The organism is Pandoraea sp. LA3, from assembly GCF_022696215.1.
Classification (GTDB): Bacteria; Pseudomonadota; Gammaproteobacteria; order Burkholderiales; family Burkholderiaceae; genus Pandoraea; species Pandoraea capi.
Genome location: NZ_PTPY01000036.1, coordinates 658,517 through 682,177, shown reverse-complemented (window position 1 = coordinate 682,177; position 23,661 = coordinate 658,517). Strand labels below are relative to the sequence as shown.

Here is a 23,661-nt window from a genome sequence, read left to right as displayed (position 1 = left end):
GCGCCCATCCCCCACCTCCGGCCACGTGCAGCAATCCGCAGTCCCCTGCAATGCACAGGCCAGCCGGACGAACGACGTGCCCAGTGCACGTTACGACGTACTTGATGAAGCACGTCGTGAGTTCCGGCCCTCCAAGGAGTCAACGATGGACGCCTCCCTGCGCCCTAACGTCGCGAATGCCGCCGTAACCCAGGCGGGCAATCGTGGCAACCCCGGCGACCTGGCCGCGCGCAGTCTGCGGCAGGTCTGGCACCCCTGTACGCAGATGAAGCAACAGGCAAAGCTCCCCCTCGTCGCGCTGTCTCACGGCGAAGGTCCCTGGCTCGTCGACACCGACGGCGAGCGCTACCTCGATGCGATCAGCTCGTGGTGGGTCAACCTGTTCGGCCATGCGAACCCGCGCATCAACGCGGCGCTCATCGATCAGCTCGGTCGCCTCGAACACGCCATGCTCGCGGGCTTCACGCACGAGCCCGTGGTGTCGTTGGCCGAACGGCTGTCGGCGTTGACCGGCGGCGTGCTCGGCCATGCGTTCTTCGCGTCCGATGGCGCGTCCGCCGTCGAGATCGCGCTCAAGATGAGCTTTCATGCGTGGCGCAATCGCGGCCACGAGAACAAGCGCGAGTTCGTGTGCGTGCGCAACGGCTATCACGGTGAGACGCTCGGCGCGCTCGCGGTGACTGACGTCGCGCTCTTCCGCGATGCCTACGACCCGCTGCTGCGTCACGCGCATGTGGTGGCATCGCCGGACGCGCGTCTCGCACGCGATGGCGAAAGTGCCATCGACGTGGCCCGACGCGCCGCCGCCGAACTCGACGCGCTGCTCTCCGAGCGCGAGGGACGCATCGCCGCCGTCATCGTCGAGCCGCTCGTGCAATGCGCGGCGGGCATGGCGATGCACGACCCCGAATATCTGCGCCTCGTGCGCGCGCTGTGCGACAAGCACGACGCACACATGATCGCCGACGAGATCGCCGTCGGTTGCGGCCGCACGGGCACGTTCTTCGCGAGTGAGCAGGCCGGTATCTGGCCCGATCTGCTCACGCTGTCCAAGGGCATCAGCGGCGGCTATCTGCCGCTCTCGCTGGTGCTCTCGCGTGACGCGATCTACGACGCCTTCTACGACGACGACACCGCGCGCGGCTTCCTGCACTCGCACTCGTACACGGGTAATCCGCTCGCGTGCCGTGCGGCACTCGCCACGCTCGACATCTTTGCCGACGACGACGTGCTCGCCGCCAATGCCGCACGCGCCGCGCGCCTCACGCAAGCCCTCGCGCCGCTGGCCGACGATCCGCGCGCGAAGCACTTCCGTCATCGCGGCATGATCTGGGCGTTCGACGCCGTGCTGCCGGAGACACAGGGCGCCGCCGGCGCCTTCGCGAAGCGCTTCTATACCGAAGCCCGTGCGCGCGGCGTGCTGCTACGCCCCATCGGCTCGACGGTGTATCTGATGCCGCCCTACGTGCTCGACGACGGCACCGTCGACTGGCTCGCCACGCAAACGCTCGCGGCGTTCGACGTCACCATGCAACACATCGGTTCCGGTGCGGAGGTGACGGCATGACGCAGCATCCCTTGCTCGATCGTCTCGACGCCGGCCTCGCGGAAATCGACCGCCAGCATTTGCGTCGTCGCCATCGCGTGGTATCCACCCCTTGCCGTCCGCATGTGGAAGCCGACGGCCGCCCGGTCCTCGCCTTCGCCAGCAACGACTATCTCGGCCTTGCTGCCCATCCGAAGGTTGTCGACGCGCTGGTCGAAGGCGCGCAGCGCTACGGCGCCGGCAGCGGGGCATCGCACCTCATCAGCGGCCATTCGCAGGCCCACGCGGAACTCGAAGACGCGCTCGCCGAATTCATGTCGCCGCATCTGGTGGACGCTCGCGCGCTGTACTTCTGCACCGGCTACATGGCCAATCTGGCGACGATCTCGGCGCTCGCGACCAAAGATGCCGAGATCTTCTCCGAAGCGCTCAACCACGCGTCGCTGATCGATGGCGCGCGTCTGTCGCGCGCGCGGACTCACGTCTATCCGCACGGCGACGTCGACGCGCTCGCGGCACTGCTCGAAGCAAGCACCGCCGAGACGAAACTGATCGTCACCGACGGCGTGTTCTCGATGGACGGCGACATCGCACCGCTGTCGCAATTGCTGGCCCTCGCGGAACGTCATGACGCCTGGCTGATCGTGGACGACGCGCATGGCTTCGGCGTCGTCGGCGAGAACGGACGCGGCGTATTCGAGCATTTCGACATGCGCTCGCCGAACCTCGTCATCATCGGCACGCTCGGCAAGGCCGCCGGTGTGGGCGGTGCGTTCGTGGCGGCGAACCGCCGTGTCGTCGAGTGGCTCATCAATCGGGCGCGTCCGTACATCTTCACGACCGCGGCGGCGCCGTCGCAGGCGCACGCGTTGCTCGCCAGCCTAAAGATCATTGCGGGCGATGAAGGCCGACAGCGTCGCGCGACGTTGCAGGCGCGAATCGCACAACTGCGCGACTCGCTCACGCTCACGCACTGGCGTCACATGGTCTCGCCCACGGGCGTGCAACCGATCATCCTCGGCGAGAACGCCGCGGCGCTGCATGCGCAAGCGGGGCTGGCCGAAGCCGGGCTGTGGGTGCCGGCGATTCGACCGCCTACGGTAGCGCCGGGGACGTCGCGTCTGCGCGTCACCCTGAGCGCCGCGCACACGGCCGAAGACGTCGAGCGTCTGACCCGCGCCATCAACCAGCTTGATCGCGACTGGGAGGCCCCTGCCCATGACTGACCGGAACCTCTCACTCGACGTCACCGATGTCGGCATGCCCGCCGAGCGCGCGACACCCGCGCGTCACGCGTTCTTCGTCACCGGCACCGATACCGAGATCGGCAAGACGCTCGTTTCGTCCGCACTGTTGCACGCCGCGGCCCGTCGCGGACTGGTGTGCGCCGGGCTGAAGTCGGTGGCGGCAGGCGCATCGGAACACAACGGGCGCTTCGTCAATGAAGACGTCGAGCAGTTGCATCAGGCGAGCAATCTGAAACTGCCCGATGACTGGTATTGCCCGTATGTGCTCAAGGACGCCACCGCGCCGCACATCGCTGCCGCTGCCGAGGGCATTGCGCTCGATTGCAGCGTGATTCGCGCGGGTTATGCGCGCATTGCCGCGCGCGCCGATCTCGTGATCGTCGAAGGTGTCGGCGGCTTTCGCGTGCCGCTCGGCCCCGACGCGAGCGCGCCGGATACGGCCGATCTCGCACGTCAGCTCGGCTTGCCGGTGATCCTCGTCGTCGGCCTGCGTCTGGGTTGTATCAGCCATGCATTGCTCACCGCCGAGGCGATCACCTCGCGCGGGCTGACGCTCGCAGGCTGGGTGGCGAATCACGTCGATCCGGACATGCGTCATGTGGACGCGAACGTCGACGCGATTGCCGCACGACTCGGCGCGCCGCTGCTCGGGCGTGTGCCGCATCTGCCGCACCCCGACGCCGCCACGGCTTCCGGCTATCTCGACATTGCGCCGCTCGTCGACGCGGCGCTGCCTCGCGCAGCGCAGTCGCTCACGCCACGGCCACATACGGCGCCCTGAGCGAACCTCGCTCGCGCCCGCTATCGAACCTATCGAACATACAGAACCCACAGAATTCAAGGAATCCCACCATGCAAGTTCACGCCCACACCGCCGCTCACGGACACGACGAAGCCCTGCGCCGCAACGACACGCCCTGGACCGTTACCGACATCGAAGCGCTGTTCGCCCTGCCGTTCAACGATCTGATCTTCCGCGCGCAGCAAGTGCATCGCGAGCATTTCGACGCCAACGCCGTGCAACTCTCGACGCTGCTCTCGATCAAGACCGGCGGCTGCCCGGAAGACTGCGCCTACTGCCCGCAGTCGGCACGCTACGACACCGGCGTGGAAGCCGAGAAGCTCATGCCCGTCGAGGAAGTCGTGGCCGCCGCCCAGCGCGCCAAGGATGCGGGCGCGACCCGCTTCTGCATGGGCGCTGCATGGCGCAGCCCGAAGCCGCATCAGGTCGATGCCGTGGGCGAGATGGTGCGCAGCGTCAAGGCGCTTGGCCTGGAGACGTGCGTGACGCTCGGCATGCTGCGCGATGGTCAGGCCCAGCAACTGCGCGACGCCGGTCTGGACTACTACAACCACAACCTCGATACGTCGCCCGAGTTCTACGGTCAGATCATCACCACGCGCACGTATCAGGATCGTCTGGACACCCTCGCCCGTGTGCGCGACGCCGGGCTCAAGGTCTGCTGCGGCGGCATCGTGGGTCTCGGCGAGACCCGTCGTGAGCGCGCCGGTCTGATCGCGCAACTGGCGAACATGTCGCCGTACCCGGAGTCGGTGCCCATCAACAACCTGATGAAGGTCGAGGGCACGCCGCTCGAAGACAACGAGAGCGTGGACCCGTTCGATTTCGTGCGCATGATCGCCGTCGCACGTATCACGATGCCGCGCGCCATGGTGCGTCTGTCGGCCGGGCGCGAGATGATGGACGACGCGCTGCAATCGCTGTGCTTCCTCGCCGGCGCGAACTCGATGTTTTACGGCGAGAAGCTGCTCGTGACGCAGAACCCGCAGGCCGAACACGACCGCGCGCTGCTCGCACGCCTGGGCATGCGCACGTCGACGGAAGACAAGCTCGGCACGGAAAATGCCGAGAGCGCTGACGCGTGCGACCCGCTCAAGCCCTGCGCCACCCACTGAACGGAACGGCGGGCGACCGACGCTGACAGGTTGGTGTAGACGGATGCAAGCGTAGAAGGATTGACGGACGAACGACCGCCACAGCGACGACATCGCGCAAGACGATTCGCTGTGGCGGTCGAGCTGATTAGCAAAGAGAATGGTGCAAGTGCCCCGGCCTGCCGTCACAAGCGGCATCGTCGGGGGCAAGCGCCGCCCAAATCGATCATTTTCCGGAGGCAACATGTTCGACAAGATCCTCATCGCCAACCGCGGCGAAATCGCCTGCCGAGTGGCCGCTACGGCCGCACGGCTGGGCATTCGCACGGTGGCCGTCTATTCCGACGCCGACGCGCACGCCAAGCACGTTGCCGTGTGCGACGAAGCCGTACACGTCGGCGGCGCCGCCGCACGCGACAGCTATCTGCGCATCGACGCCATCATCGACGCTGCCCGCGCGACCGGCGCTCAGGCCATCCACCCGGGCTACGGCTTCCTGTCCGAGAACGAGGCGTTTGCCGCCGCGTGCCACGAAGCAGGCATCGTCTTCATTGGCCCGCCGGTCGGCGCCATTCACGCCATGGGCAGCAAGAGCGCCGCCAAGACGCTCATGGAAGGCGCGGCCGTGCCGCTGGTGCCCGGCTACCACGGTGACAATCAGGATCCTGAATTCCTTCACGCCCGTGCCGACGACATCGGCTACCCCGTGCTGCTCAAGGCCAGCGCAGGCGGTGGCGGCAAGGGCATGCGCGTGGTGGAACGCAGCGAGGAATTCCGCGCCGCGCTCGCCTCGTGCCAGCGCGAAGCCGCCAGCAGCTTCGGCGACGAGCGCGTGCTGGTGGAGAAGTATCTGACGCGGCCGCGTCACATCGAGATTCAGGTGTTCGCGGATACGCACGGCAATTGCGTCTATCTGTTCGAGCGCGACTGCTCGGTGCAGCGTCGTCACCAGAAGGTGCTGGAAGAAGCGCCGGCACCGGGCATGACCGAAGCGCGTCGCCGCGCGATGGGCGAGGCGGCCTGCAATGCCGCACGTGCCGTTGGCTACGTGGGCGCGGGGACGGTCGAATTCATCGCCAATCAGGACGGCTCGTTCTACTTCATGGAGATGAACACGCGTCTTCAGGTGGAGCACCCCGTCACCGAAATGATCACCGGCCTCGATCTGGTCGAGTGGCAGTTGCGCGTGGCCGCCGGTGAAGTGCTGCCGCGCAGGCAGGAGGAACTGCGCATCCACGGACACGCGCTCGAAGCGCGTATCTACGCGGAGAATCCGGACAACAACTTCTTGCCGTCCACCGGAACGTTGTCGACGCTACGCCCGCCCGCTGCGGTGCAGTTCGAGATCGGTGGCGCAGCCTCACCGGCGGCCGTGCGTATCGATTCGGGCGTGCGCGAGGGCGACACCATCTCGCCGTTCTACGACCCGATGATCGCGAAGCTGATCGTGTGGGGGCAAGACCGCGACGAAGCGCTCGCCCGCATGCGACGCGCACTGGGTCAGTACCGCGTGGTCGGCGTGCAGACGAACATCGCATTCCTCGGACGCCTCGTCGCCAGCGAGCCGTTCGCCGGTGCCGATCTCGACACGGGCCTCATCGAACGCCATCGCGACACGCTGTTCCCGGCTGCCGCCCCGGTGCCCGCCACGACGCTCGCGCTGGCGGTGGCCGCGCAGCTCGGTCGCGAGACCGTCGTCGGCCTGCGCAAGTATCAGGACAGCGTCGACCGTCATTCGCCGTGGCAATCGGCGACCGGCTGGCGGCTGAACGGCGACTATCGCCGCATGCTGTCGTTCGATCATGGCGAGACGCGTCTCGACGTCATCCTCACGAGCAACGCGCAAGCGAGCACGCTCACGGTGGACGGACAGACGTATCCGTATCGCTACACGCACGACGCCAGCGTGTATCGCGTGACGCTCGGTGAGCGTCGCGTGCAGGGCCATGTGGACTTCGAGCATGAGACGGCTCACGTCTTCGCCGACGGTCAGTCGTGGACGCTGCGCTGGCACGATCCGCTCGCACAGGCCGGCGCACAGGAAGGCGGTGAAGGCCGTCTGACCGCGCCGATGCCGGGCAAGGTCATCGCCGTGCTCGCGCCCGCCGGGACGAAGGTCGAGAAAGGCACGCCGCTGCTGGTGATGGAAGCGATGAAGATGGAACACACCATCAGCGCGCCGGCCGATGGCGAGATCGAAGAAGTGCTGTACGCCGTGGGCGATCAGGTGCCGGAAGGCGCGCAGTTGCTGGCGTTCAAGCGGTAAATTGCATTGCAGCGCACGGCGCCGTCCGACTCACACCGAGTCGTGCGCCTGTGCGCTGAAGATCACCTGACGCCGGAATTGCTCCGGCGTCAGTCCCGACTGGCGCGTGAACATCTCGATGAAGGCCGAGGGCGTCGCGTAGCCCAGATCGAACGCGATGGACTTCACGGTGCGCCCCGCCTCCAGGGCATCGATGGCGCGAAAGAAACGCATGCGCTGCCGCCATTGCCCCAACGTCATCCCCAATTCCGTCAGACAGTGACGCGCGAACGTGCGCTCCGTCATGGAGACCGTCGTCGCCCATGCCTCGACCGTGCGGTTATCCCCGGGCTCGCTTTGTAACGCTTCCAGCACACGCACCAGCGACGGCGATCTCGCCTGTGGCAGAAAACGCGGCTCGGCCGGGGCCAGTGCGATCTGGTCGACGAGCACATGCGCGAGACGCTTGTCCGCTTCGGTCTCCGGGCAGGCGACGCCGCGCTCGGCGAAGTCACACAGAATCGCACGCAGCAGGCCGCTGATACGCAATGTCGCGGCATGGGCCGGGAGCTCGCGCGCCAGCGAAGCGTCGATGTACACCGACCGGTAGATCACGGCTTCCGCGTTGAAGCTCGCATGCGTAGCCTTTGGCGGCACCCACACGGCGTACTGCGGCGGGGAGAGAAACCGCGCGCCCTCGATCTCGATCTGCATCACGCCGTTGGCCACGTAGCTGAACGTGCCCCAGTCGTGGCGATGCGGCACCCACGCGGTCTGCGCATCGAACTCGTCGTAGCGGAAGTAGACCGGATACGGCAGGGTCTTGAAACTCGGCCAGTTGTAGCGGACGGTCATGGCGAATGGAAAAGTCGGAGGCTATCGGCAATGCAGACGCGCAGGGGTACGTCTCCAGGACAACCGATATGCGGGCATCTTACCTTTGCAGCCGCCGCCACGGCGAATTTCGCGCCGGCCGTGCGCCGCGCTTGCGCATCGATAGTCGGCAGAGCCGCAGCAGGTTAGTCCTGCAAGCAGCGTTGCCTATACCGAAGAAGGCGAGCCTCGTTTGCGTCGCGCAATGCCCGTGCATCCGATAACAAGGCTCGACTGCGAAATCCTCCGCCCGGTGTCATGCTTCGGACTAGCGCGTTGCGTCGTCCTCCGACGCCGGCGGTCATCGCCCGCGCAGCACGACCTTCCTTTGCATCAGGAGAACGTATGAACATCGGATTTCTCGGACTCGGCACGATGGGTGCCCCCATGGCGCGCAATCTTCTCAAGGCGGGATTCCCGCTGCGCGTGTGGAACCGCTCGCCCGGCCCCGTCGATGCGCTCGCGGCCGAGGGCGCTGTGCCGACGTCCAGCCCCGCGCACGCCGCGCTCGGCAGTGACGTGCTCATCGCCATGCTCGCGGACGACGACACCTCGCGCACCGTGCTGCTCGACGGCGGCGCCCTGAGCGCGCTCACGCCTGGCGCCATCGTCGTGAACATGGCGACTGTGTCGCTCGCGTTCGCCCGCGAAATGCGCACGCAATGCGAAGGCCTCGGCCTGCGGTACGTCGCGGCACCGGTGCTCGGACGCGTGAACGTCGCCGAAGCCGGCAAGCTCAACATTCTGGCCGCCGGCGCCGCCGACGTCATCGACACGGTCCAGCCGTTGTTCGACGCGCTGGGTCAGCGCACCTGGCGCTTCGGCAATGTGCCCGAACAGGCGAACGTCGTGAAGCTCGCCGGCAACTTCATGATCGCGAGCGCCATCGAGGCGATGAGCGAAGCCGCCGCGCTCGCCGAAGGGCACGGCGTGGCAGGCAGCGATTTTCTCGAGATGATCACGGCAACGATGTTCAACACGCCCGCTTACACCGGATACGGTGCGGCCATTTCGAAACAAGTCTTCGAACCGGCGGGATTCAAACTGGCACTCGGCGCCAAGGACGTGCGCCTCGCCTTGCTTGCCGGAGAAGCGGCGAACGTGCCGATGCCCTTTGCGAGCGTGTTGCGTGACAACCACCTCGACAGCCTTGCGCACGATGAGGGCCAACTGGATTGGGCGGCATTGTCGCGGGTCGCCTTGCGCCGCGCGGGTCTGCGCAGGGACGACAACTGACGAGATCGAGGGATACGCGCGAAGCGGGTCGCTTCGCGTGACCGCTTTTCGCGGGGTTTGGGCGTGTTTCCTAAGGAGGGTTCCTAGAAAATCCGTTGGCGACCAGGAGTGGCGGTCGCTGCCATGCGGACTTACGTTGTTTCGGAATTTTCATAAGGAATCCGAATAGGGGTTCAGAAATATTCTCGGTGTCGATTTCAACCAAGCGCGCAAAAGCGCCCGACACCATGAACCAACGTCCACACTCGAAAACCGGCCTGCGCGCCCTCGCGCTCGCCGCATCGCTCACGTTGCTCGCCTTGCCGGCGAGCGTTGGCGCGCAGAGCAACGTCACGCTGTACGGCACGATCGATTCCGGCTTCGTGCACGCCAACCACACGGCGGGCGCCGGCGGCCCCGAGTCGTTTTCCGGCATTACGAGCAACATCATCGGCGGTAGCCGCTGGGGCCTGCGCGGCACGGAATCGCTCGGCAACGGTCTCTCCGCGCTGTTCCAGATCGAGAGCGGCTTCAACGCTGTGAACGGCAGCATGGGCAACGGTGGTCTGGCCTTCGGCCGCAAGGCCATCGTCGGTCTGAGAAGCGCCGAATGGGGCGAAGTCACGATCGGCCGTCAGTACGACCCGGTCGTGAACCTCGTGCAGGGCCTGACCGCCGACGGCGTCTTCGGCGGCTTCTTCGCCACACCGGGCGACGTCGACAACTACGACAACGGCGCGCGCATCAACAACGCGATCCGCTACGCCACGCCGAACTTCGGCGGCCTGCAATTCGAAGGGATGTACGCGACCGGCAACGTCGCGGGCAAGGAAGGCGCGGGCCGGTCTTACGGTCTGGCGGGCGCCTACAGCAACGGCCCGATCGCACTGGCGGCGGGCTACTTCTTCGCCGATGGCGGCAGCAATCGCGGCGTCTTCACCGGCAATCCCGACTGGCCGTATCGCGAATGGACCAGCAGCGCCGGTTCGCTGTTCAATTCGCCGATCAATGCCGGTTTTCGGACGGCGAGCAAAGTGCGCATTGCACGCGTCGGCGCGAAATACGCCGTGGGGCCTGCAATTCTCGGTGTGTCGTTCTCCAACGCGCAATACGCCAGCGATAACTTGTCACTGTTCACCGGCACGGCGAAATTCGACACCGTCAATGCGTTCGCCACCTATGCGCTTACGCCCGCCATCAACACCGGCATTGGCTACAGCTACACACGCATGCGTGCCGACGGCACGATCGGCGCGCATTACAACCAGTTCAATGCGGGGGTCACTTACGCGCTGTCCAAGCGCACGTCCACTTACGTCATCGGCGGCTATCAGCAAGCCGTGGGCAAGACGCTGAATCAGGGGCGTGCTGTGGAAGCCACCGCTTCGGTCGGGTCGTACGGCCTCGACGCCGGTGCGCGCACGCAGTTGTTACTCGGTATGGGCTTGAAGCATAGCTTCTGATCGTCGCCTCACACCGTTATCGGCCCGAACGCAAGGAACCACGCGGGTTCGGGCCGATTTCGCCATGAATTCAAGGCACTTTGAATTCAAACGGATGTTTGGAATATCAATGTCATTCGTCTAAAAAAATACACTATTTACGATTTTAAGGGTTTACCCTATTCGGGAATCTCATTAGAATTCACTCCATTGAAGTTACATGCAGTGGCAGCCGGCGGCACTCACGCTTTTTGATTTCCCAACGAATTCGATGCGCACCGGTTTGTCTGGCGCTGCCATCGTTTCCGGGAGAAGGGTTGTGGCTTTCGTAAGTTGGTTGTTCGTCGCGGCATTCGCCATTTCGATTTCGGCAGCGCGAGTGAAGCAACTGCATCGTCGTGCGATGCGCACCGCAGCATCTGCGCATGTGGAGCGTGTACTGCGCTACCGCCGCAGTCATCGCGTGACGGCCTGCCCCCGCATTCAGTTCAAGGATGCCGCGTAAGCCAGCGACATCCGGTAGTTGGTAGTGGATGTAGAAGTAGCAGTAGCAGTAGCAGTAGCAGTAGCAGTAGCAGTAGCAGTTCGGAAGTTTGTGTTTCTCGTAGTTCCGCTTTATCGGCGTTATCCGAAGTTGCAGTGCAATCCGCAGTAGCAGTTCAGCAAGTCGCAGTATCGCAAGTTCGAAGTCTGCATCGCTGTACACGCATCACCCGCAGTCCTGTAGTTGGAAGGTCTCGCATCAACGCAGTATCTCGTCATACCCAGCAGTCTCTGTAACACCTCGCAGTCATCGCAATATTGGCAGTACCCGCAGTAGCAGCAACAGGCAACGCTGTGCAGTTCCTGTCGCCGACGTCTGGTGACGATCGTTGCCGCGCTTTATCGCTGTATCCGTAGTTGCAGTTCGCAGTACTCATGCTGTATTCCGGCGCAAGTCTCATGGCCGGATGGAGAGTCATCCCTCCCCGTAGTTACGAGGCATCGCTCTCACGCGTCAGTGCCGTACCGCCGCCCGCGCATCACTCAGGCGGCGGATTGCGCGCCCACAGCCTCGTATTGCCCACGTGTTGCATAAGACAACCGACGCCACGATCACACTTCGCGTGCTTCGTCGGAACCGACCTCGTCGTCACCATGACGCGATGCCGTTCCTTCGGTGTATCCGCGACGTTCGCCGTACCGGCCGATCCAGCGCAGTCGGATCCGGCTCGCCTGCGTTATCGCACAGGCGCTTGGCATGCGCTTCATCAGAGCGTCATGCCCGATGTTTTGAAAAAGAGAAAATTGAAAGTCATGAACACCGACCTAGAGCGCGTTACCCTCACCATCACGCTGCACCCGAACGACCTGAAGCAACTCGATCACGCCTGTCAGCGCGTAGGTATGCGCCGCGAAGATTTCTGCGTCCTGGCAACGCATCTGGAAGGTGCCCGGGTGCTCAATGGCGAGGGGCTCGCAGCCCTGGCGCGTCCGTTCAGCTTTGCTGCCGCGCTGCCGGCCGCACTCCGCGGCGCGTTCACCCGCCTCTGCGCGCGCTGATCGGCGCAGTGGGCTGTCGGCCACGCATGCGCCGTCAGCCCCTTCACATCGTCAGCTCTCCCCCTCCCCGTCCAGTCCCGCTCAGCATCGTTCCGACGCCGCACCGCAGCGATGACCCATCCGGGTTACGGCATAGCGGAGGCTTGCGCACCATCCGCCCGATCTCGATACGCACCGGCATCGAGAACCACCATCCCGTCGCGCCCCTGACGCTTTGCCCGGTACAACGCCCGGTCAGCTTGCTGAAGCCACGCCTGCGGCGTATCGAATGCCGCGCAGAACGGCACCAGTCCGATGCTGACCGTGCACTCGGCCAGCGCGACCCGCTGAGCATCCTCAGACGACATCGTCGCTTCGGCCTGCGCCACGCGGGCGCGCAGGTCGGCGAGCAGCCGATGCATCAAGTCGCGTCCCGCCACCTCGCCGGTGTTGACCAGCACCGCACCGAACTCTTCGCCACCGTATCGGCCTACGGCGTCGATGTCTCGCAGACGCTGACGCAACAGTCCAGCGAAGCGTCGTAACGCGGTGTCGCCAGCGGCATGCCCAAGCGTGTCGTTGATGCGCTTGAAGTGATCGAGATCCATCAGCACCAGACACGCCGGTTGCCCGGTGAGCACGCAATGAGCGTGGACCTCGGCCAAGCGCTGCTCCCATGCACGGCGATTGAGCAGACCGGTCAACCCGTCGTGTCGCGACAGATGCTCCATCTCACGCGAGCGTTGCGCGAGTTTCTGCGCCAGATCGTAGGTCACCTTGCCGAGCGCAATGGGATAGAGAATCACCATCGGCAAGCTAGTCAGGACATTGAACGTGTCAGAGGCCGGCGACCAGACGAAGCCGAGCACGGCAATACCGATCAGTCCGCCCGCCACGTTCGCGAGCAGCCCCTGAAGGAACAACCGCACGCCGCCCGCACCGATGTTGTCCATCGACATCATCGCGAGCACGACCACGCTGGGCAGCAAATTGAATTGCATCGCGACCACCCAGAAGCCGCCGAACGCCGCGTCGATCATCAGATTCGCGCGTTCGGCGCGATACGGCACCGGGCGCGAGAGTGCCAGCACACATGCCAGATGCGGCCAGAGGAAGCCATGGAAAATGACGAGCGCCCAGAGCCAGAGCGACGTGGGAGGCGATTGCCGGTAGAAGACGCCCGCGACACAGAAAAAGCCAATGCCGAGACCGATGGTCCGCAGACGATAGATGCGACGCACGAACCGCTTGCCCTTCCCCGCGAACGCCGGGTCGATACCCGCAGCGGATGACAAGGAAGACGAAGGCGACGCCGTGTGGCGTTGTTGCGTACCGTCGGCACGTGCCTGACGGTCTTGCTGACTCACTGACACCATGCTGCTCCGATCACCCATCACGAATCACGAAACGCGCACGATGCCTTCGCACCGTGGGACCGGGGATTGCCGACGTCGCGCAAGGACTACGTACGCTACGTGGAAGGCCCGGAAGCGCCATTTTACCTGCGGCCAAGGGCGGGGGGCCACCGGGGGCGGGTGAACGGCGGGTGAGCGAGGAGTGAGCGAAGCGTAAGCGTCAGGTAAGCGACGGTCCCGCGACAGCTTGACGACGGATGTCATCGAGCGATCCGGCAGCCCCCTCCCCGATATCAGACGCGATTCGGCAGGTCGGACGTCGCGTCTGAAAACCCTTATCTTTTGTCTGAAATTCGCTATGTGACGGTCACGGTTCGGGCGGACAATCTGCTCCAGTTCGCACTTCACCGCCGGTCGGCCACCCGACCGGCACACTGCATCGAATCATGGCCAATTTCATTCTGCCGCTGACCGCCGTCCTTATCTGGTCAGCCAACGTGATCGTCAACAAGCTCGCCGTAGGTCACATCTTTCCCGCCGAGATTGCGTTTCTGCGCTGGTTTGCCGCGTGGCTGATCCTCACGCCTCTCGCCTTGCCCAAGCTGTGGCGCGCACGCCGGGATCTGGTGCCGCACATGGCGCAGTACGCCACGCTCGGCGTGCTCGGCATGGCGCTCTATCAGGGCATCGCCTACTCGGCCGCGCATTACACGAGTGCCACCAACATGGGCATCATTCTGGCGCTGCTGCCGCTCACCACACTCGCGCTGGCCGTGGTGATGCTGGGCGACGCGCTCACCGCAGGCGCGCTGGCGGGCGGGTTGCTCTCCATCGGCGGCGTGTTGCTGGTGGTCGGCCATGGCTCGCTGCTGCATCTGGCCGATCAGGGCATCGGCGTGGGTGACGCCATGATGGTCGTCGCCATGCTCGCCTACGCGTTCTACTGCGTGCTGCTGCGCAAATGGCATCTGCCACTCGCCCCGCTGCCGTCGCTTTACGCGCAGATCACGTTCGCTGTCATCGCATTGCTGCCGTTCTATCTGATCTCGCAGAAGGCCGGCATCTCCATGGATAACCTGCCCGAGCTGGCCTTCGCGGCCATCCCGGTCTCGGTCATCGCACCGTTCATCTGGATGGTCGGGGTGGCGCGCATCGGACCGCGCCGCGCCACCGTCGTCATCAATCTGGTGCCGATCTTCACGGCATTGATCGCCGCCTTCGGCCTCGGCGAGCATCTCGCGGTGTATCACCTCGCGGGCGGCGCGCTCATTCTCGGTGGCGTGACATTGGGCGAAAACTGGCATCGACCGATTCGCAAAGCGCGTGAACCGATGCCTGCTATCGCGGACGAATTGGGAAGTGTCCGATAAATTTTGCGCTATCAGCGTCGCCGACTCTTTATAGAGGCCCGGCTGTAACGCATGGGGAGTAGAGCGATATAACGTCGCAAGGCGCGGGGGGATTGATTACGCTGTGTGACTCGTCAACGGAGTCCCGCCATGCAAACGAATCCACTCGCGCTGTTCGGAGACCACCTGGCCCGCCTGCGGAAAGCGCGCGGCTGGTCGCAGGAGAAGCTGGCACTCGAGAGCGGTCTGGCACGCTCTTACGTCAGCGGCATCGAGCGCGGCAGACGCAACGTCGCGCTCGTCAACATCTGCGTGCTGGCAGACACACTCGGCGTGCCCACTTCCGAGATGCTGCGCTTCGCTCAGGCATCGGCAGGCGCCGAAGATGTCGCCATGCAGTCCGAGCGCACCCCGCTGCCGCAAATCAGCCGGTCGCTGTGCAAGCTCGAAAACCGCGATCAGGTCTGGCTCGCGGAAATCATTCGAAGCCTCAGTTCCCGCTTGAGTCATGCCACGCCGCCCACCGGAGCGGGGGGGAATGCGCAGGCGCATGAGCAACCTTCCGGCGATGCCCACGAGCCTACCTTTGCGGAAGATCGCAACGCCTTCGACACACTGTGCGACGACGCAGACACTGACGCAGACGAAGCGAACGAGCGGCGCATGACGACCGACACCGGCCTGCCCCGCCCGCCATATGACGGCGGTCCGGCACGCACGCCGGTCCGTCCGGATTTCGAATCGGGCTTTCCGACACACCGCCTACTCGCCACATCGGCACCGTCGCAGATGTCGGCACAAGCGAGCTACGCTGCCAGCGCGCCCCACAGTGATACCGAAACTGCCCGTCCGTCGGCGACGGTCGACGCGTCGGGTGCCGTCCGCAAGGTGACGCCCATCGGCGATCCCATGAACGCGCGAGGGGCGCCTTCGGACGCCCCTCGTCAAAGCCCATCCGAGGGACGCTCGCATGACGACACGTTGCGTATGCGTCGCAACGACGACGAGTGAGCGATCCTGCGGCAATTGATTCTTAGGACATCGCGCAAAGTCCCCCTGCGTTATCGGCGGCACAATGCGCACATTCGTCTCGTAAGAGTCACTGTTTAACCTATTAAAAATAATCAGCCCAGACGTGCGCGACGCTTGCATTCATGCGTCGCGTCGTGACAGCGCATGCGAGCGCGCACGTCAATGGCGACAGGAATGACAGCGCTTCGACGCCTACGGCAATTTCGCACAGCTCGACACAACTTCCGGCTCGGCCCGTCAACATCGAGTGACATCCCAACGCGGAACCTTTCAGAATCCCCGCTCTACTTCAACCGGTCAGACCAGTGTCACACTGCGCGGCGCGGGTTGACGCAAAGGCGGCACACGCTTCGCTGCCATCGGACGAAGCGCCGCGTGATTACGCGGTACGCGAAATAGCGCCACCCATATCGTCGGGACGACAGCGCTCGTTGTGCCTTCTCCGAAAGTCCACAAAAAATCTGCGAGGCGCCCCCGGTAGTTCGTGCCTCACAAACGAGGGACACCCGAGGCACCGCCCCCGATGCCGGATTTTTGTTCCAATCTTCTCGTCCCTAACAAGGAAACTTTTTTATGGACACCAATTTATTCCGATTCGGCAGACATCTCGCCGGTTTGCGCAAGAAGTACAACTGGGCGCAGGACAAGCTTGCGCTGGAGAGCGGCCTGGCGCGTTCCTATCTGAGTGGTGTCGAGCGCGGCAAACGCAACATCTCGCTGCGCAACATCTGCATTCTGGCCGACACCTTGGGGTTGCCGCCGCACGAGCTGCTGGCGTTCGACGCGTCGGGCGGTCTGGTAGCGGACTCGGGCGTTGCGGCGCCCTGCGATCCGTATCCGTCGCTCAATCGTGCGATGCAGAAACTGTCGGATCGCGATCAGGCATGGATGGCCGATCTGGTGCGCACGTTGAGCCTGCGACTGGGGCACGGCATGTTGCGCGACGAATGACGGCGACACGCGTATTCGCGGCGGCAGACTTGCCGCGCCCGAAGTTACCGGGGCACGACCGGCTCGACGGGCATTCGCAACAGACAACGGGCCGCGCATGGCACATCGGTGCCTGGCGCGCGGCGCGCAAACGCTCAGTCGTTACCGAGGAAGGCGTCCACGGCGAGATGGAACGCAATCGGATTGGCGAGGTTCATGCCGTGCGAAGCGTCCTGAATCAGCATGCGACGGGCTTCCGGCATGGCGTGCGCGAGCGCGTTCAGCACGTCCGGATAGGGGGGCGGGCTCTCCGCGCCGCCCATCAGCAGCACCGGCGCATGCAGTGCGCCCAGGGCGTCGATCGGCAGCGGCGTGCGAGGCTCGGCCACCTGGCCGATGAGGGTGCGGGCGTTGTCGCGCACCATCTGCTTGAACCACGGCACCATGCGGCGCCATGTGTCGGGGCCGCTGACCGTGTCGATGAACAGCGCGAGCCCGCCGTCGACATCGCCGCTCTCGATCGCTTCCAATGCCTTCTGACGGAAATTGCCGCGTTCGCTATCGAGCGGCACCTGTATCGGTCCGCCACTGATCTCGACACCGGGATCGGCCAGAATCAGCGAGCGCACGGTGTCGGGGGCGAGCAAGGCGGTGCGCAGCGCGACATAACCACCGCGCGAGTGACCGAGGACGTGAACCGGACCCACGCCGAGCGCCGTGATGAACGCCGCCAGATCTTCGGCGTGCTGCTCGCCGGAGAAGGTACCGTCGTGGCCATTCCAGGCTTCGGGGAAATAGTGGCGCAGACTTACCGAAATGACACGCCGACGCTGTCCCAGCGGCGCCATGTTCGGTTTGAAGTAACGGTAATCGCAGAGCGAGCCGTGGACCAGCACTAACGGGGCGCCGACGGCATCGGCAGGTGCGGGGGTTTCGACGTAGGCCATGGGATACCCGTTGACGTCGATGGTTTGCGGTGCAGGAACCGGCATGGGGGATGCTTCTGGTAAGACGAAGTCGCCAGTATAGCGAGCTTGGGCGGCGAATGCGGCGCCGAACGCGCTGTCGCAGGGCACACCGCACGCTGGTGTATGCTTGCGACTCTCTTCATTCCTGCGGTCTCCCGGTATGGCACTCAAAGCCACCATTTACAAGGCCGAGGTGCAGATCACCGACCTCGACCGCCATTACTACGCCTCCCATAATCTCACGATCGCCCGTCATCCGTCGGAAACCGACGAGCGCATGATGGTGCGCGTGCTCGCGTTCATGCTCTATGCAGGTGAGCGTCTCTCGTTCGGCAAAGGCATTTCTACTGCCGATGAGCCCGACCTCTGGGAACACGACTTCGGCGGCGACATCGTGCGCTGGATCGACGTCGGCCAGCCCGACGCCCGCCGTCTCGTCAAAGCCTCGGGGCGCGCGGAGCACGTGGATGTCATCGCTTACGGCGGCAAGCCGGCGGCCGTCTGGTGGCAGGCGACAGAATCGCAGATCAACCGTCTGTCGAACCTCAGCGTGCGCATGCTCGCCGACGAGTCGGCCGAAGCGCTGACGGCGCTCGCGTCGCGCACCATGCGCCTGCAATGCACCATTCAGGACGGCGAGGTCTGGGTGGCCGACGACAATCACAACTTTGCCGTCAAGCTCGAAACCTTGCGTAGCGCCACCGCGCGCTGACCGCCCCCGCCTGCCGAACCTCTCGGGCCCCGCCCCGATACGCGACGACCCGGAAGCTGCGTTACACTTGACGTTAACGTAAATCGAGTCGACGCGACCGCGCCGGCGGCCCCTGCAATTCATGGACATCCTCATCTACTCGCCGGACGGCAAGACTGCCGCCTATGAAACCGGTCTCGCCGAGCACCTGCCGCAGGCCAACATCCGCGGCTGGCAGCCGGGCGATACCGCGCCCGCCGACTATCTCGTGCTCTGGAAGCCCAACGCCGAAGTCCTGCAACCGCGCGAGCGGCTCAAGGCCATCTTCAACATGGGCGCAGGCGTCGACGGCGTGCTGGGCAGCCGCGGCGAAGACGCCCATCGTCTGCCGGCCGGCGTGCCGCTCGTGCGCCTGGAAGATGCCGGCATGGCCGGCCAGATGGCGCAGTACGTGAGCGCCGCCGCGCTGCGCTACTTCCGTCGTCTCGACGCCTTCGACGCGCAGCAGGCGCAAACGCAATGGAAATTCCAGAAGCCGAACCGGCTCGCGGACTTCCCCGTCGCGGTCCTCGGCTACGGCACGCTCGGCGCACACGTCGCCCGCGCGCTGAAGACCTTCGGGTTCCCGGTGCGCGCCTGGAGCCGGAGCGAGCGTCACGACGACAGCGGTGTGGAACTGCATCACGGCGAGACCGGGTTCGACACGTGCGTGCGTGGCGCGCGGATTCTCGTCAATCTGCTGCCGCTCACGCCGCAGACGGTGGATGTCCTCAACACCGGGCTGTTCGCCAAACTCGCGCAGGGCGCGTACCTGATCAACGTCGCACGCGGCGCGCATCTGGTCGACGACGACCTGCTCGCGGCGCTGGAAAGCGGTCAGATCGCCGGGGCGACGCTGGACGTATTCCGCACCGAACCGCTGCCCGCCGAGCATCCGTTCTGGCGTACGCCGGGCGTCACCGTCACGCCGCACATCTCAGCGCTGACGCTGCGTGACGAAACCGTCGCGCAGATCGCAGGCAAGATCGCCGCGCTGGCGCGGGGCGAAACGATTACCGGCATCGTCGATCTGACGCGCGGCTACTGATTTACCGCCCGCGCCGTCCATCACGTACTTAACATCCAGGACGCCGCTGCCGAGCCCCATCAGACGAAACAGAGGAATCAGAGGAGACCGATCCCCATGTCCGCAACCCATCTGCCGCAACGTGTGAAAGTCGTTGAAGTCGGCCCGCGCGACGGCCTGCAAAACGAGAAGCAGCCCGTCCCCACGGATATCAAGATCGCGCTGGTGGACCGTCTGTCCGCGGCGGGCTTCGCCAATATCGAGGCAACGTCGTTCGTCTCGCCGAAGTGGGTGCCGCAGATGGCCGACGGCGACGAAGTGATGGCCGGGATCACGCGTCGTCCGGGCACGATCTACTCCGTGCTCACGCCGAACATGCGGGGCTTCGAGGGCGCAGTGGCCGCGAAAGCCGACGAAGTCGTCATCTTCTCCGCCGCGAGCGAAGCGTTCTCGCAGCGCAATATCAACTGTTCCATCGAAGAGAGCATCACGCGCTTCGAACCGGTCGCGCGTGCCGCCAAGGACGCAGGCCTGCGTCTGCGCGGCAGCATCTCGTGCGCGCTCGGCTGCCCGTATCAGGGCGAAGTGCCGGTCGCCAGCGTAGTGGACGTCGTCCAGCGGCTCGCCGCGCTCGGCTGCGACGAGATCGACATTGCGGACACCATCGGCGTGGGCACCCCCTCGCGCACCCGCGAAGTCATGGAAGCCTGCGCCAAAGTGTTCCCCATTGAACGCCTGTCGGGTCACTTCCACGACACGTACGGTCAGGCAACGGCCAACATCTACGCCGCCCTGCTCTCGGGCATCTCGATCTTCCACTCGTCCGTCGCCGGTCTCGGCGGCTGTCCGTACGCCAAGGGCGCGACGGGCAATGTCGCGACGGAAGACGTGCTGTATCTGCTGCAAGGCCTTGGCATCGAGACCGGGATCGACCTCGAAGCCGTGGTGCATACCGGCGATTACATCTCGCAGGCCATCGGCCGCCCGAACGCGTCGCGCGTGGGCCGCGCGATGCTCGCCAAGATGAAGGACGTCGCCGCCAGCGCGTGACACCGTTGTCTCACGCCGCGGCACTTTGCATGCGCTGCATCCACTGCATCCACTGATTACGCCTCGCGCGAATCGCGCGAGGCCAATGGACCCGACCATGAGCGAAACCCCGCACCTCCCCGAATCCGCCGACGCGCAGGACCTGCCCGAAGGCGCACGCCACGTCGCGCGCCTGCTCGCGGGCATGGGCCACGATCAGCCCATCGTCCTGCTGCCGGCCACGGGCAAGACGTCTGCCGAAGCCGCCGCCGGTCTCGGCTGCGAAGTTGCACAGATCGCGAAATCGATCATCTTCCGCCGCGCCTCCGACGACACCCCCGTGCTGGTCATCGCCAGCGGTGTCAATCGTGTGGACGAGAAGAAGGTCGCCGCGCAAGTCGGTGAGCTCGCGCGCGCCGACGCTCGCTTCGTCAAGGAGAAGACCGGCTACTCGATCGGCGGCGTCAGCCCCATCGGGCATGTGGTGTCGCCCGTCACGCTGATCGACGAAGACCTGCTGAAGCTCGCCAGCCTGTGGGCCGCCGCAGGTCATCCGCACGCCGTATTCAATCTCACGCCGCAGCAACTGGTGGCCATGACGGGCGCACCGGTCGTCGACGTCGCCCTGCGCGCCTGACCGGCCATCGTCAGGCGCTGGCCAACGTCATCGCGCAGTCAGGACAACAACCTCAAGGAGACCTGCCATGCCGAGCCCCGAACTTGTGCCGGGACTGACATTCGAGTGGACGTATCGCGTGCCGAAGAAAGCCGTGGTGCCCGAACTCTATGACGATGTCGAACTCTGCCGTGAGATGCCTGCGGTCCTCGCGACCGGCTATCTTGCGGGCATTCTCGAATGCGCGTGCCTGCAAGCCATTCGTCCGTATCTCGACTGGCCGCGCGAGCAGTCGCTCGGCACGCTCGTCTCCTTCTCGCATCTGGCCGCCACACCGGCCGGCGACACGCTGCGCATTCAGGGAAAACTGGTCGACGTCACGGGCCGCACGCTGCGCTTCGAAGTCGAAGCGTGGGACGGGCTCGACAAGGTGAGCGCCGGCACGCATGAGCGCGTCATCGTCGATCAGGAACGCTTTCACGGCAAGCTGCGCGAGAAAGCTGCCAAACTCGGTCTGCCTGTCTGACGCCATCGTTCATCCTCACGCCCCGCACATGACCGCTCCCGACGCCCCCGTCCCCTCGCCCTGCACCAACATCTGCCGCATGAATCCGGCGACGGGCTGGTGCTCGGGATGCTGGCGCACCATCGACGAGATCGCGTCGTGGTCGACGATGACGGACGACGCGAAGCGGCTCGTCTGGTCGCACTTGCCCGCACGACGCGCAGAACACGAACCGCCGCCCGAGATGTACCGTCGCGTGATCGCGGGCAAGCACGACGCATGAACGACGCCTGATGGCACCTTCAGCGCATCGCTCCAACTTTCAGTCATCGCATATGGGAAAAATCGTTACCGTCGGCGAGACCTTCTCCGCCAGTCATCATTTCTCGCCGGATTCGATCCGTGAGTTCTCCACGCTCGCGCACGACTTCAATCCGCTGCATCTCGACGCCGAATACGCCGCCGCCGATCCCCGTTTCGGCGGGCTGATCTCGTCGGGCACGCAGCAGATGTCCTATCTCGCCGCGTTGCTCGCCACGCACTACTCGAAGACGGCGCAACCGCTCGGGCTCGAATTCGACATGAAGCTGCGACGCGCCGTGCATGCGGGTGACGACATCACCGTGCGCTGGACCGTCACCGACAGCCTGTGGAAGGAGAAGCTCGCGGGCGATATCGTTTCGCTCGACGGCGAGGCCGTCAACCAGCACGGCGAGACGGTGATCGCCGCCACGGCCAAGATCCTCGTGTGCGCCAAGCCGGCGTGAGCGCGGCGATCCGCTCCCCCTGTCCGTCACCCAACGACGCCATGAGATACGCCCAATGACCTCGCTTGCCCTGCCCGCCGGGCTGCGCGTGTTCGAGCGCGGCTGGCTCTCATCGAACAACGTGCTGTTCTCCGGCGACGAACCCGCGCTCGTCGACAGCGGCTATGTCAGCCATTCGGAACAGACGCTCGCGCTTGTCGCACACGCGCTGCCCGAAGGCCAGCCGCTCGCACGCCTCATCAATACGCATCTGCATTCCGATCACTGCGGCGGCAACGCCGCGCTCCAGGCGCGCTACGGTTGCCGTACGTGGGTGCCGGCGGCCGAAGCCGATCCGGTGCGTCACTGGGACGAGCGCCGTCTGTCGTTCGAAGCAACCGGCCAGCAATGCGCGCGCTTCACGTTCGACGACACCCTGTCGCCCGGCGACACCGTGCCGCTCGGCGACCACGAATGGCTCGTGCTCGGCGCACCGGGGCACGATCCGCACGCGCTCATGCTGTACAACGCGGCCGACGGCATCCTGATTTCCGGCGATGCGTTGTGGGAGCGTGGCTTCGGCGTCATCTTCCCGGAACTCGACGGCGAGTCGGGATTTGCCGAGCAGGCCGCCGTGCTCGACCTCATCGAACAGATCGACGTGTCGGTCGTCATTCCCGGTCACGGCAAGCCGTTCGACGATATCGACGGCGCGCTGGCCGCCGCCCGCTCCCGACTCGACTATCTTCAAGGTGATCCGGTTCGCAATGCACGCAACGCCCTCAAGGTGCTGATCGTCTTCCGTCTGATGGCTGAAGGGGAGATGACGAGCGCAGCGCTCAAGGCCACGCTCGACACTGCGCGCGCGTGGCGCAATGCGGCAGCGATGCTCGCCCCGCCGTCCGGCTGGCCGGCGCTGCTCGACACCCTGGTGGCGGAGCTCGCGAAAGCCGGTGCCCTGCGTTATGCGAGCGAGACGGACACGCTGCACGCCGTTTGACGGGGTCGGACGCCCGGCGGCACGCGATGGCCGGGATGACTGAAGCCGGTCGAGGCGCGGGAATGGCGGGAATGGCGGGAATGGCGGGAATGGCGGAAATCGCCGGAGCGTCCGGAATGGCCGGAATGAGCGGGGCAAAAAATAACGCCGCTTGGCCGTGAGGCAAGCGGCGTTTGAGGACGTGACGTGCCGGACGAACGCTGCGGTCGCTAACGCGGCGCTCGTCCTGCGACACCCTGATGCCGATGTCCCCTGGCACGCGTCTTCATCGTAGTCAGCGTCTGGTCACATCCCAAGAGGACTTTCCCTGATAGGGGCGACATCGCGAGGCAAGAACCGAAGCTTTCTTCGAGTGACCGCCCGTCGGGCAACGTCCGAATCCCCCTATA

The 23,661-nt window shown here is 65.0% G+C and carries 22 protein-coding genes and 1 pseudogene; 20 read left to right on the top strand and 3 right to left on the bottom strand.

What is annotated here, in order from left to right; all coding sequences use genetic code 11:
- The first annotated feature begins 145 nt into the window (after positions 1–145).
- The 5 genes and pseudogenes from bioA (at position 146) to C5N93_RS21475 (ending at position 6,955) form a co-directional block, all read left to right on the top strand.
- On the top strand, positions 146–1,567 hold the full coding sequence (bioA, locus tag C5N93_RS21495; RefSeq protein WP_242560832.1) for an adenosylmethionine--8-amino-7-oxononanoate transaminase: 1,422 nt from the start codon (positions 146–148) through the stop codon (positions 1,565–1,567).
- Entirely contained in the window at positions 1,564–2,772 is a 1,209-nt protein-coding gene (gene bioF / locus C5N93_RS21490) for an 8-amino-7-oxononanoate synthase (protein ID WP_242560831.1), read from the top strand. The genes bioA and bioF overlap by 4 nt, the downstream gene beginning before the upstream one ends.
- The gene (bioD, locus tag C5N93_RS21485; RefSeq protein WP_347403319.1) at positions 2,765–3,574 is read left to right on the top strand and encodes a dethiobiotin synthase; all 810 of its coding nucleotides are present in this window, start codon (positions 2,765–2,767) and stop codon (positions 3,572–3,574) included. Before bioF ends, bioD begins: the two co-directional genes overlap by 8 nt.
- 71 nt (positions 3,575–3,645) lie before the next feature.
- Positions 3,646–4,626, top strand: a pseudogene (bioB, locus tag C5N93_RS21480) (biotin synthase BioB); the annotation flags it as partial.
- A 307-nt stretch (positions 4,627–4,933) separates the two neighbouring features.
- The gene (locus C5N93_RS21475; protein WP_242560829.1) at positions 4,934–6,955 is read left to right on the top strand and encodes an acetyl/propionyl/methylcrotonyl-CoA carboxylase subunit alpha; all 2,022 of its coding nucleotides are present in this window, start codon (positions 4,934–4,936) and stop codon (positions 6,953–6,955) included.
- Between the two features lie 30 nt (positions 6,956–6,985).
- Here C5N93_RS21475 and C5N93_RS21470 read toward each other — a convergent pair whose 3' ends face one another.
- A complete protein-coding gene (locus C5N93_RS21470) occupies positions 6,986–7,789 on the bottom strand; it encodes a helix-turn-helix transcriptional regulator (RefSeq protein ID WP_242560828.1) in 804 nt (267 codons plus the stop codon).
- A gap of 363 nt (positions 7,790–8,152) precedes the next feature.
- On the opposite strand from C5N93_RS21470, the gene C5N93_RS21465 reads away from it, so the two are divergent.
- The 4 genes from C5N93_RS21465 (at position 8,153) to C5N93_RS21450 (ending at position 12,006) form a co-directional block, all read left to right on the top strand.
- The gene (locus tag C5N93_RS21465; protein WP_242560827.1) at positions 8,153–9,043 is read left to right on the top strand and encodes an NAD(P)-dependent oxidoreductase; all 891 of its coding nucleotides are present in this window, start codon (positions 8,153–8,155) and stop codon (positions 9,041–9,043) included.
- A gap of 227 nt (positions 9,044–9,270) precedes the next feature.
- Positions 9,271–10,485 carry a porin gene (locus C5N93_RS21460; RefSeq protein WP_242560826.1) on the top strand — a complete coding sequence of 405 codons (1,215 nt, stop codon included), beginning with the start codon at positions 9,271–9,273 and terminating at the stop codon, positions 10,483–10,485.
- 298 nt (positions 10,486–10,783) lie between these two features.
- Complete coding sequence (locus C5N93_RS21455) at positions 10,784–10,969, top strand: hypothetical protein (protein WP_242560825.1); 186 nt, start codon at positions 10,784–10,786, stop codon at positions 10,967–10,969.
- 755 nt (positions 10,970–11,724) lie between these two features.
- A complete protein-coding gene (locus C5N93_RS21450) occupies positions 11,725–12,006 on the top strand; it encodes a hypothetical protein (RefSeq protein ID WP_139133269.1) in 282 nt (93 codons plus the stop codon).
- Between the two features lie 125 nt (positions 12,007–12,131).
- On the opposite strand, the gene C5N93_RS21445 is transcribed toward C5N93_RS21450, so the two are convergent.
- A complete protein-coding gene (locus C5N93_RS21445) occupies positions 12,132–13,361 on the bottom strand; it encodes a diguanylate cyclase (RefSeq protein ID WP_242560824.1) in 1,230 nt (409 codons plus the stop codon).
- A 425-nt stretch (positions 13,362–13,786) separates the two neighbouring features.
- On the opposite strand from C5N93_RS21445, the gene C5N93_RS21440 reads away from it, so the two are divergent.
- The 3 genes from C5N93_RS21440 (at position 13,787) to C5N93_RS21430 (ending at position 16,672) form a co-directional block, all read left to right on the top strand.
- Positions 13,787–14,710 (top strand): DMT family transporter, encoded by a 924-nt coding sequence (locus C5N93_RS21440; protein ID WP_242560823.1) that lies wholly within the window; start codon positions 13,787–13,789, stop codon positions 14,708–14,710.
- A 129-nt stretch (positions 14,711–14,839) separates the two neighbouring features.
- A complete protein-coding gene (locus tag C5N93_RS21435; protein WP_242560822.1) occupies positions 14,840–15,700 on the top strand; it encodes a helix-turn-helix domain-containing protein in 861 nt (286 codons plus the stop codon).
- 594 nt (positions 15,701–16,294) lie between these two features.
- Complete coding sequence (locus C5N93_RS21430) at positions 16,295–16,672, top strand: helix-turn-helix transcriptional regulator (protein ID WP_242560821.1); 378 nt, start codon at positions 16,295–16,297, stop codon at positions 16,670–16,672.
- Positions 16,673–16,806: 134 nt separating this feature from the next.
- Here the strand turns inward: C5N93_RS21430 and C5N93_RS21425 are convergent, their stop codons facing one another.
- A complete protein-coding gene (locus C5N93_RS21425) occupies positions 16,807–17,643 on the bottom strand; it encodes an alpha/beta hydrolase (protein WP_150720932.1) in 837 nt (278 codons plus the stop codon).
- Between the two features lie 136 nt (positions 17,644–17,779).
- Between C5N93_RS21425 and C5N93_RS21420 the strand changes: the two genes are divergently transcribed.
- From C5N93_RS21420 to C5N93_RS21385, 8 genes are all read left to right on the top strand, one after another.
- Positions 17,780–18,331 (top strand): YaeQ family protein, encoded by a 552-nt coding sequence (locus C5N93_RS21420; RefSeq protein WP_242560820.1) that lies wholly within the window; start codon positions 17,780–17,782, stop codon positions 18,329–18,331.
- Positions 18,332–18,452: 121 nt separating this feature from the next.
- A complete protein-coding gene (locus C5N93_RS21415) occupies positions 18,453–19,397 on the top strand; it encodes a glyoxylate/hydroxypyruvate reductase A (RefSeq protein ID WP_242560819.1) in 945 nt (314 codons plus the stop codon).
- 96 nt (positions 19,398–19,493) lie between these two features.
- Positions 19,494–20,426 carry a hydroxymethylglutaryl-CoA lyase gene (locus C5N93_RS21410; RefSeq protein ID WP_242560818.1) on the top strand — a complete coding sequence of 311 codons (933 nt, stop codon included), beginning with the start codon at positions 19,494–19,496 and terminating at the stop codon, positions 20,424–20,426.
- Positions 20,427–20,523: 97 nt separating this feature from the next.
- Entirely contained in the window at positions 20,524–21,042 is a 519-nt protein-coding gene (locus C5N93_RS21405; RefSeq protein WP_242560817.1) for a YbaK/EbsC family protein, read from the top strand.
- 67 nt (positions 21,043–21,109) lie between these two features.
- Positions 21,110–21,547: a thioesterase family protein gene (locus C5N93_RS21400; protein ID WP_069343224.1), complete on the top strand. Its 438-nt coding sequence runs from the start codon at positions 21,110–21,112 to the stop codon at positions 21,545–21,547.
- A 28-nt stretch (positions 21,548–21,575) separates the two neighbouring features.
- Entirely contained in the window at positions 21,576–21,809 is a 234-nt protein-coding gene (locus C5N93_RS21395; protein ID WP_242560816.1) for a DUF1289 domain-containing protein, read from the top strand.
- 52 nt (positions 21,810–21,861) lie between these two features.
- Positions 21,862–22,293, top strand: a complete 432-nt coding sequence (locus C5N93_RS21390; protein WP_069343226.1) for a MaoC family dehydratase — start codon at positions 21,862–21,864, stop codon at positions 22,291–22,293.
- A 55-nt stretch (positions 22,294–22,348) separates the two neighbouring features.
- On the top strand, positions 22,349–23,272 hold the full coding sequence (locus C5N93_RS21385; RefSeq protein ID WP_242560815.1) for an MBL fold metallo-hydrolase: 924 nt from the start codon (positions 22,349–22,351) through the stop codon (positions 23,270–23,272).
- Positions 23,273–23,661: the final 389 nt, after the last annotated feature.